The 10,314-nt window shown below is 63.4% G+C and carries 8 protein-coding genes; 2 read left to right on the top strand and 6 right to left on the bottom strand.

All coding sequences use genetic code 11. The annotated features are described in order from the left end of the window. Window positions 1-99: 99 nt before the first annotated feature. A complete protein-coding gene (locus tag HF684_RS07885) occupies window positions 100-1,905 on the bottom strand; it encodes an ABC transporter family substrate-binding protein (protein ID WP_169252052.1) in 1,806 nt (601 codons plus the stop codon). Window positions 1,906-2,164: 259 nt separating this feature from the next. On the opposite strand from HF684_RS07885, the gene HF684_RS07880 reads away from it, so the two are divergent. After that, window positions 2,165-2,749, top strand: coding sequence for a hypothetical protein (locus HF684_RS07880; RefSeq protein ID WP_169252051.1), 585 nt, complete (start codon window positions 2,165-2,167; stop codon window positions 2,747-2,749). A 2-nt stretch (window positions 2,750-2,751) separates the two neighbouring features. Here HF684_RS07880 and HF684_RS07875 read toward each other — a convergent pair whose 3' ends face one another. The 5 genes from HF684_RS07875 to HF684_RS07855 all read right to left on the bottom strand — a co-directional run bounded on the left by HF684_RS07875 (window position 2,752) and on the right by HF684_RS07855 (window position 7,823). Further along, window positions 2,752-3,405 carry an MBL fold metallo-hydrolase gene (locus HF684_RS07875; RefSeq protein WP_169252050.1) on the bottom strand — a complete coding sequence of 218 codons (654 nt, stop codon included), beginning with the start codon at window positions 3,403-3,405 and terminating at the stop codon, window positions 2,752-2,754. 48 nt (window positions 3,406-3,453) lie between these two features. Then, complete coding sequence (locus tag HF684_RS07870; protein WP_169252049.1) at window positions 3,454-4,524, bottom strand: NADH:flavin oxidoreductase/NADH oxidase; 1,071 nt, start codon at window positions 4,522-4,524, stop codon at window positions 3,454-3,456. Window positions 4,525-4,552: 28 nt separating this feature from the next. Beyond that, window positions 4,553-6,178, bottom strand: coding sequence for a DASS family sodium-coupled anion symporter (locus HF684_RS07865; RefSeq protein ID WP_169252048.1), 1,626 nt, complete (start codon window positions 6,176-6,178; stop codon window positions 4,553-4,555). 128 nt (window positions 6,179-6,306) lie between these two features. Continuing rightward, a complete protein-coding gene (locus HF684_RS07860) occupies window positions 6,307-7,086 on the bottom strand; it encodes an alpha/beta fold hydrolase (protein WP_169252047.1) in 780 nt (259 codons plus the stop codon). Window positions 7,087-7,181: 95 nt separating this feature from the next. Further along, window positions 7,182-7,823, bottom strand: coding sequence for a thymidine kinase (locus HF684_RS07855; protein WP_025776993.1), 642 nt, complete (start codon window positions 7,821-7,823; stop codon window positions 7,182-7,184). 157 nt (window positions 7,824-7,980) lie between these two features. Between HF684_RS07855 and HF684_RS07850 the strand changes: the two genes are divergently transcribed. Next, window positions 7,981-10,209: an NADP-dependent isocitrate dehydrogenase gene (locus HF684_RS07850; RefSeq protein ID WP_169252046.1), complete on the top strand. Its 2,229-nt coding sequence runs from the start codon at window positions 7,981-7,983 to the stop codon at window positions 10,207-10,209. The last annotated feature ends 105 nt before the right edge of the window (window positions 10,210-10,314 follow it).

The raw sequence follows: 10,314 nt of genomic DNA, 5'->3' as shown, positions 1-10,314 counted from the left end.
GGGTTCCGTTTCAATCTTCCGAAAACGCCGCTGTGGGGATCACACAGTGATCCCCACAGAAGGCTTGGGTGGAGAAGAACCGATCGCGTCAGTCGCGGATCAGTTGACTTCCCACTCCCAGTAGTTCCAGAACATCGTCGGCGACACAGCGGTCGACTTCACGTTCTTGACGCTGTCACGGTAGATCGTCAGTTCGGGGAACTGGAAGATCGGCGCGCCGAAGGCGTCCTCGGTCAGCTGCTTCTCCATGTCGATGAGCAGATCCTGCTGCTCATCCTCCTTGGACACGAGCAGCTTGTCGAGGATCTTGTCCATCTCCTTGTTCGAGTAGCCGCCGTAGTTGTTCTGAGCACCGGTGCGGAAGTTCGCATCGTTCTCGGTCACGCCGGTGCCCTCCGACTGCCAGCCGAACAGCGAGACATCGTAGGTGCCGTCGCCGAGGCGGGTGCCCCAGTTGACGTCGCCGACGTCCTTGATCTTGAAGCCGGCCTTCTCGGCGGATTCCTTGATCAGCTGGAACTCCTGCTGACGACGCGAGTTCGTGTTGTCGTACATGACCCGCACGGTCGGGGAGTCCACTCCGGCCTCCTCCAGAAGCTTCTTCGCAGCCTCGACGTCACCATCGGCAGCGTCGGCAACGCCGTTGACCTCGGTGATCGCGTCATACATCGGCGAGCCGGGCACCTGCGAGTACGAATCACGGGTGACGGCCTTGTCGTTGAGGGGCTTGATGATCTTGTCGACGATGTCCTCACGCGGCATGGCCTTGAGGAAAGCCTGACGGACCTTCTTCGCCTTCTCCTCGTCGCCGCCGTTGGCAGCAGGATCGAAGGGACCCTTGTTGTCGAAGGTGAAGTCGACGTGCTCGTAGGTCGCACCATCGGCGGCATCGACCGTGACACCGTCGATCTTCTCGGCGGCGGAGAGGACGTCGGCGGTCGCCTGCGGCTGAGTCATGTCGACTTCGCCGTTCTCGATGGCCTGGATCATGGCCATCGGATCGCCGTTGTAGCGGACCGTGACGGTCTTGACCTTCGGCTTCACCGGTCCCGTGTACTTGTCATCGAGTTCGAGGGTGACGTACTGCCCCTCTTCGAACTTCGTCATCTTGTACGGACCGTTGTGGACCAGCAGATCCTCGTCCTCCGGCATCGAGGTGAAGTCGAATCCGGTGTTCCAGGTGTTCGAGATCTTCGAGAGCTGCTCGGTGTCCTTGTCCTTGATGGCCTTGAGGATCGCGTCCTTGCCTTCCTGGGCATCGTCGATGCCCAGGGCCTTCTTCGCCACGATGTGGGCGGGCACGCCGACGCCGTCGGCACCGGTGCCGAATTCGGTCTGCCAGTCAGCATAGGGCTTCGAGTATTCGAGCGTGATCTCTTTGCCGTCGTCGGAGATCTCCGGGAACTTCTTCACCAGAGCCGAACCCGCGGTGGAGGAGTCGAAGTAGACGGTCTTCGCGTCGTTCTTCTTCACCGATCCGTCGTCATTGTTGTTGGCTTCGACGGTGTTGAAGTTCGCCGAGGTGCCTGCCCAGGTCAGCGCCAGGTCCGCGGCGTCGACCGGGGTGCCGTCGGACCACTTGGCATCATCGTTGAAGGTGTACTTGACCTTGAGCGGATCTTCGGAGACCTGCTCGACCTTCCCGAGGGCTCCGTCCTGGACTTCGAGGTCGCCGTCGTAGTACCCGAAGTTGTCATTCATCATGTAGGTGAGAATGGCATTCGAGGTCGCATTGCCGTTGGCGGTCAGTGTGTTCATCGACCGGAAGGATTCGTTCCAACCGATGTTGACGGCGGTGTCCTTCGATGCTTCGTCGTCATCGCCTCCGCCAGGGGGTGTGCAGGCGGTGAGCACCATTGCAGCGGCAGCCACAGAGGCACCAGCCGCGAGGAAGCGCTTGTTCACGTTCTCTCCTTGTTGTTCTAGGGCGAGTCACCCTCGTACTTGCACCCCAAGTCCGGAGTGCATTCCGGTCACAGGCAACGGGTCGGCAGGGGCCGAGACGCATGTGACCGCGTTCATGTTCTTCACATGGAATGCATCAAAGTTAATCCACCGGTGACTGTGACGGAGTCCACATAATGAGCAAATTCGTGAATCGTTACCGTTTCGAGACCAAGACAACAGACAACTTTTGTTCAGTCTCAATGGATAGGATGATCAGGTGGCTGACAGTGAGATAGATCGCAATGACACCGACCCGACCGTCGTGCGGACGACGAGTTCGACGGCCCTGTTCTTCATCGTCGGCGGCCTCTGCGCCGTCGGCGTCCTCTCCATCCTCTTCGGTGATTTCACGCTGCGCGGTCTCGCCGCCGCGGGCATCCCGCTGGCCGTCGGCTCCTTGGTCTTCGTCTTCTACCGGTATCCCCGTGTCGAGCTGCACCGAGAGCAGCTCGTCTTGGTCAATCCCCTGCAGACCGTGACGATTCCGTGGAACCTCGTCGACGGCTTCGAAACCCACTTCGGGCTGAGCGTGCGCACCCATGAGAAGAAGTTCGCCTCATGGCCGCTGGCCGGCAGGGGCAAGAAGTGGGAGAAGGACGAGAACGGTATGCGCCGGCTCGTCGAGGATCCGAGTCCGGCCGTCGATTCCGTGCTCGAACGCTATTCGTCGCTCAGCGACGCAGAACTGGCCAACCCCGGCGGTCAGCGTGTCATCGAGACGCGATGGAACATCGGCATCATCGCCGTCGGTCTGTCAGCCATCGCCTGGGCGCTCATCGGCTTCGCGGCGCTGCCGAGCTGAGGTCACCAGCCCCGTTCGCGCCACTCCCCCAGCTTCGGGCGCTCGTCGCCCAGGGTCGTCGAGTCCCCATGCCCGGGCAGCACACGAGTCTCGTCCGGAAGCTCATCGAAGACCCGGTCCTCGAGGTCGTCCATGAGCGAGGTGAAGTCCTCGGCCGACCAGGTCTTACCCGGCCCGCCCGGGAACAGCGAGTCGCCGGAGAACAGGATCGTCTGGCCCCCGTCGCGCAGAAGCAGAGCGATCGAGCCGGGAGTGTGCCCCCGCAGGGCGATGGCTTGGAGGACGAAACCGCCGAAGTCCCCGACATCGAGGTGATCGACGGAATGCGCGATCTCCACTCCTTCCGCCTCGGTGATGGCAGCCGCATCCGCGGCGCCGGCGATGGTCATCGCTTCCGGATATTCCGCCGAGGTGGCCGGCAGTGCCCGAATATGATCCCAATGCCGGTGGGTGGTGATGATCGCCCGCAGCGTGGGTTCGGCCTCGGTGTCCTGTGCGCTCAAGCCGATGAGCTCGGTGATCGCCTCGGCGTCGTCGGCGGCATCGATGAGCACTTGAGAGCCGGTTTCCTTGGCGGTGAGCAGATAGACGTTGTTGGCCATCTCGGAGACCGCGATAGAGCGGATGACAACGTGTTCGGTCTCGATCGTATTCATTTCCACACTCCTCAATCTGGGCTGATGCTTCCGAGGTTCAGGGACAGGTCACCAGGCTCCGCGGGTGTACTGCGGAGGGTAGGGTCCGGGTTCGACTCCGAGGACGTGGGCGGCACGCTGCGGCCACGAGGGTTCGCGCAGAGCGGCTCGGGCCATGAAGATCGCATCGGCCTGTCCCGTGCCGAGGATGGTCTCGGCCTGCTTCGGATCGGTGATGAGTCCGACGGCACCGGTCGGCACCCCTTCGGCACGAATCGCTGCGGCCAGGGACACCTGGTAGCCGGGACCGATGGGGATCCGCACCGGGTAGTTGCCGCCCGAGGAGACGTCGATGAGGTCGACCCCGACCTCCGACAGTGCACGACTGACCTCGGCGGCTTCGGAGACGTCGAATCCGCCCTCGGTCCATTCGCTGGCCGAGAGGCGCACGAACACCGGCACGTCGTCACCGACTTCGGCTCGCACGGCCGCATAGACCTCGTGAAGCAGACGGGACCGGCCGGCAAGGTCGCCGCCGTATTCGTCGCTGCGCTGGTTCGACAGCGGCGACAGGAAGGAATGGAGCAGGTAGCCGTGGGCGGCGTGGAGTTCGACGAGGTCGAATCCGGCGTCGATCGAACGGCGGGCCGCAGCTGTGAAGGCGGCGACCACCTCGGCGATGTCGTCCTTCGTCATCTCCGCGGGCTCGGCCAGCTGCGGATAGGCGATGGGGCTGGCACCGAATGTGGGCCATCCGCCCTCCGACTCGGGGACGCTGCCCTTCGGTTCTCCTGAGAAAGGTCGATAGGTGCTGGCTTTGCGGCCGGCATGGGCGAGCTGGATGCCGATGACAGAACCCTGCGAATGGACGAAGTCGACGACGGCCGACCATGATTCGGCTTGGTCGTCGTTCCAGATCCCGGCGTCCTGCGGTGAGATTCGGCCTTCGGGGACGACGGCGGAGGCTTCGGTGAGGATGAGCCCGAATCCGCCCTGCGCCCGAGCGCCGAGGTGGACGAGATGCCAGGGGCCGGGCATTCCGTCCTCGGCTTCGCAGGAGTACTGGCACATCGGGGCCAGCCAGATGCGATTGGGAATCTCAGTGCCGCGCAGTGTCAGCGGTTCGAACAGCTCAGTCATGCCATCAGTCTGCCAGTTCCGCGCGAGCTCAGACAGTGATCCCGAATACCGGAACGGCGAGCAGATACACGGTCGCGGTGATGAGGACGATGCCGATGACATTGAGCCACAGGCCGCCCTTGACCATCTGCGCCACGGTGACGTACCCAGAGCCGAATGCCACCGCATTGGGCGGTGTCGCGACCGGCAGCATGAACGCGCACGTTGCGGCCAGTGCGACGGGAATCGTCAGCAACAGCGGGTCGAGGTCGAGTCCCATCGCCACTCCCCCGACGACGGGAACGAACGTCGCTGCCGTCGCAGTGTTCGACGTCAGCTCGGTGAGGAACAGGATGATGACTGCGAAGATGGCGACGACGAGGATCGTCGGCAGAACGCCGAGACCGCTCGTGGTCTCACCGATCCATTCGGTCAGCCCCGAGTCAGAGAACTGAGCGGAGAGCGCGAGTCCGCCCCCGAAGAGCAGAAGGACTCCCCAGGGCAGCTTCTCCGCGGTGTCCCAGTCGAGGAGCCGCACGCCGCGGTTCGCCCCACCGGGGATGAGGAAGAGCAGTAGGCCAACGGCCATGGCGATGCCTTCGTCGCTGATCGGCGGTTCCTCGAAGATCAGCGGCAGCGAGATCCAGCTGACGGCTGCGAGAACGAACATCGCGAGCACGAGCTTCTCACCTGTGGACATAGGGCCCAGTTTGGCCAGTTCCTCACGGATCAGTTCACGTCCGCCGGGAATCCTGTCGATCTCCGGTTTGAACAGCACCTTGACCAGCAGGAACCAGGCGATGGCCATCATCACCACCGACAGCGGCACACCGACGATCATCCACTGGCCGAAGCCGATGGAGATGTCGTGGTTGTCCTTGAGGTAGCCGATGAGGAAGAGGTTGGGAGGAGTGCCGATGATGGTGCCCAACGACCCGATCGATGCTGAATAGGCGATGCCGAGCATGAGGGCGGTGCCGAAGTTCGACTTCACGACCGCGCCGATGCCTGTGTCATCGCCGCCGTCGCTCGGGTTCTCGGCTGCGCCGTCGGTTGCTCGCCCGTCCTTGCTTGGTGCGCCTGCGTCGCCGCCCAGGGCTGTGCCGATGACCTTCGACACGATCATGAGCACCGACATTCCGATCGGCAGCATCATCACCGCAGTCGCCGTATTCGAGACCCACATCGAGATGAACCCGGTGGCGATCATGAATCCGGCGATCATCGGTCCCGGCCTGTCGCCCATGATGCTCAGCGTCACGAGTGCGATGCGGCGGTGCAGATTCCATCGCTGCATGGCAAGGGCGATGAGGAAGCCGCCGAGGAAGAGGAAGATGATCGGGTTGCCGTAGGAGGCGCCGACAGTCTCCATCTCGACGTCCGTGCCGAGCACGGGGAACGCCACGAGCGGGACGAGGGACGTCGCCGCGATCGGCAGCGCTTCTGTCATCCACCAGGCTGCCATGAGCACCGCGACTGCCGCAGTCAGTTTGGCTCCATGACCGACGTCGGCAGGCATGATCGCGTAGATCAGGGTGGAGAAGATGAGGCCGAGCAGGAATCCGGTCCAACGGATTCGGAGGGTGGTGCGGCTGATGCCGGGTTCTTGTTCCCCGGGAGAGCGCAGACCGATCTCGGTGGATGTGAACTCAGCGGAATTCGGGCGCGGGGACATTCTCACTCCTCTTCGAGCAGGTGTGCCTGTGCTTTCGCACAGCCTACGCCAGATGTGATCCCGCTACCGGGAGATTCGACCTTGGCCCGTGTGTGCGGCCGCATCTGTACCCGGAGGCGCGGATGTGCCTAGAGCTGGCCGCAGAACTCCTGGATGTGGTCGACGACGATATCGGGGTGTTCGACCATCAGCAGATGAGCTGCGTCCGGGATCGTGACGAAGTGCGAACTTTCGATCTGGTCGGCCATCTCCGACATCGCCTCCGGCGTGCAGCCGGGATCCTGGGCACCGGCCATGACCAGCGTCGGGGTGGTGATCGATCCGAGCTTCCCGCTCAGATCGTAGGTTGTCAGCGCCGAGGCGGCCGCGATATAGGCCTCATCGTCGACGAGCGCGAGGTCGGACAGGATGAGGTGACCGGTGGCGATGTCCTCGCCGAGGAATCCGGCGGCGAACCACCGATCGGCGGTGTCATCGACGAGGCTCTTGGTTCCGTCGGAGCGGACCTCAGCGATGCGTTCGTCCCAGGATTCCGCGGTGCCGAACTTCTCCGCCGTCGCACAGGCGACGAGTCCGGTGAGTGTTTCGGGATGGTTGAGTGCCAGGGTCAGTCCGACGGCTCCGGAGATCGAGACTCCGCAGTAGGTGAAGGACTCCACCCCGAGTTCGGCGAGGGACTCGACGACACCGGAGGCCAACGCTTCGATCGTCAGCGGGGCGGCCGCCTCGGCGAGGGAATCGTCGGCGGGAAGGGTATGTCCGGGCAGGTCGGTGAGGTAGATCTGGAAATCGTCGGCCAGACGCGCGGCCACGGGCGTCCACAAGGGCATTCTGGTGCCCAGAGCGTTGCCGAAGACGAGGACGGGAGAACCGGGATTGTCGTTGAAGGCACGGACGGCGATGCGCATGGAGGCTCCTTGAGAACTTCAGGTGCGAGAGGATTTCGACTGGTGACGATGGGGTCGACGAGCGGGATTCGACGGGGAAGCTGAGTAGGGATCGGTCAGGAGTCTGTCGTTGACAGCCTACCGCCGGAGTACTCGAGATAACAGCTCGGGCACAGTGACTCATAGGTCACGGAATTGCCGTCGATGGCGACCTGATCGCCGTCGAAGATGAACGCTCCGTCGACGAGGCGGCCGTTGAACATGGCCTTGCGTCCGCAGCGGCAGATCGTCTTGAGCTCTTCGAGGGTGTGTGCGATCTCGAGCAGTCGCGCTGAACCGGGGAACGCCTTCGTCTGGAAGTCCGTGCGGATTCCGTAGCACATCACCGGCACCGAGGAGGCGGTCGCGATGCGCATGAGCGAGTCCACTTGGACGGGGCTGAGGAACTGCGCTTCGTCGATGAGCAGGCACGCGACCGGGATCTTCGGGGCGTCGATGGACTCGATGAGGGCGTCGTGGTCGACGTAGTCGGCGTGTTCGGCATAGATCCGTTCGACGTCACCGTCGGCGGGAATGACGAAGTCGACCTCGCGGGTGACGCCCAATCGGGACACGATCTGCGATGCGCCTTTGGTGTCGATCAGCGGCTTGGCCAGCAGGACGCGCTGGCCGCGTTCCTCGTAGTTGAAAGCCGCCTGCAGAAGAGCGGTCGACTTGCCGGAATTCATCGCCCCGTACCGGAAGTAGAGTTTGGCCACTGTCGTCCTCTTTCTGGTGTCCGTGCCGACACAGAAGACTACCGGGTGCCACCGGCAGATGTGAGCACCGTCATCGGATTGGGCCGCCTACCGAAATGGCCCAGAAGGTAGGATGGAGGGCGATAAACCCCAAGAAGATGCGGAGTGGTCCTTAACTATGGCTAAAATCATTTACACGCGCACGGATGAAGCGCCGCTTCTGGCGACGTATTCGCTCAAGCCGATCATCGAAGCCTTCGCCACGTCGGCCGGTGTCGAGGTTGAGACCAGGGACATCTCTCTCGCCGCACGCGTGCTGGCCCAGTTCAGCGACCGCCTGCCCGAAGACCAGCAGGTCGGCGACGCACTCGCGGAGCTGGGTGATCTCGCCAAGACCGCCGATGCCAACATCATCAAACTGCCCAACATCTCGGCATCCGTCCCGCAGCTGAAGGCGACGATCGCCGAGCTGCAGTCCCAGGGCTACGATCTGCCCGCCTACCCGGAAGAGCCTTCGACCGATGAGGAGAAGGACGTTCGGGCACGCTACGACAAGGTCAAGGGTTCGGCCGTCAACCCGGTGCTGCGTGAGGGCAACTCCGACCGTCGCGCTCCGCAGGCCGTGAAGAACTTCGCCAAAGCTCACCCGCATTCGATGGGCGAATGGTCGAAGGATTCGAAGACCCGCGTCGCCACCATGGGATCGGGAGACTTCCGCGACAACGAGAAGTCTGTGATCATCGAGGCCGATGACACCCTGTCGATCCGCCTGCGGACCGCCGCGGGAGAGACGACGGTCCTCAAGGAGTCCCTGCCCGTCCTGGCCGGCGAGATCGTCGATTCGACGAAGATGAACGCCGCCGCCCTCGACGAGTTCGTCAAGGATCAGATCGCCGCGGCCAAGGCCGACGGCGTCCTCTTCTCCGTCCACCTCAAGGCCACGATGATGAAGGTCTCCGACCCCATCCTCTTCGGCAAGGTCATCGAAGCCTTCTTCCCCGATGTCTTCGCCGAATACGGTGACGTCCTCGCCGAGGCTGGGCTGACCTCCGACAACGGGCTGGCCGCCATCCTCGCCGGACTCGACACCCTGCCTGCCGACGCAGCCGCCGGAGTCAAGGCCGGAATCGAGAAGGGCCTGGCAGACGGCCCCGACCTGGCCATGGTCAACTCGCACAAGGGCATCACGAACCTCCATGTGCCCTCCGACGTCATCGTCGATGCCTCCATGCCCGCGATGATCCGTGTCGGCGGCAAGATGTGGAACAAGGACGACCAGACCCAGGACACCCTGGCCGTCATCCCCGACTCCTCCTACGCCGGCGTCTACCAGACCGTCATCGAGGACTGCCAGGACAAGGGCGCCTTCGACCCGCGGACCATGGGCACCGTGCCCAATGTCGGTCTTATGGCGCAGAAGGCCGAAGAGTACGGCAGCCACGACAAGACCTTCGAGATCCCGGAGGCCGGAACCGTCGAGGTCGTCAACTCCGCCGGCGATGTGCTCATGAGCCACGAGGTCGCCGCCGGTGACATCTGGCGTGCCTGCCAGACGAAGGACATCCCCGTCCGCGACTGGGTCAAGCTCGCCGTCACTCGGGCCCGCCTGTCCGAGACCCCGGCCGTGTTCTGGCTCGATGAGACCCGCGCCCACGACCGCAACATCAAGGCGAAGGTCGAGGAGTACCTGCGTGACCACGACACAGAGGGCCTGGACATCCGCATCATGAACCCGGTGGAGGCCACTCAGTTCTCCATCGACCGCATCCGTGAGGGCAAGGACACCATCTCGGTGACCGGCAACGTGCTCCGCGACTACAACACCGACCTGTTCCCGATCCTCGAACTCGGCACCTCGGCGAAGATGCTCTCCGTGGTCCCGCTGATCGCGGGCGGTGGACTGTTCGAGACCGGTGCCGGCGGCTCGGCTCCGAAGCATGTCGAGCAGCTCGTCGAAGAGAACCACCTGCGGTGGGACTCCCTCGGTGAGTTCCTCGCCCTGGCAGAGTCCTTCCGCCACGAGTTCAACGTCCATGGAAACGAGCGGGCCGGTGTGCTGGCCGACACCCTCGACGCCGCGACCGGCAAGTTCCTCGAGGAGAACAAGTCGCCGTCGCGCAAGGTCGGCGAGATCGACAACCGCGGCAGCCACTTCTACCTCACTCTCTACTGGGCCCAGCAGCTGGCCGAGCAGACCTCGGACGAAGCCCTGGCCGAGGCCATCGCTCCCGTGGCGAAGGCACTGACCGAGAAGGAGGACGCCATCGTGGCCGAGCTCCTCGAGGTGCAGGGCAGCCCCGTCGATCTGGGAGGCTACTACTACCCGAACGACGTGAAGACCGAAACCGCCATGCGTCCTTCGGCCACGCTCAACGAGATCATCTCGTCGCTGAGCAAGACCGTCTGATCGACTGGACGAGTCATCGGGTGATCATCTGATCGTCCGAGAGGAACGACAGAAAGAGTCCCGGCAGTCATCTGCCGGGACTCGTTCTCTGTTCCTGAACTCTCC

It is taken from the genome of Brevibacterium sp. 'Marine', assembly GCF_012844365.1.
In the GTDB taxonomy this organism is placed as follows: Bacteria; Actinomycetota; Actinomycetes; order Actinomycetales; family Brevibacteriaceae; genus Brevibacterium.
Note: the sequence above shows the minus strand (reverse complement) of the source record. Positions and strands in the feature narration are given on the sequence as shown.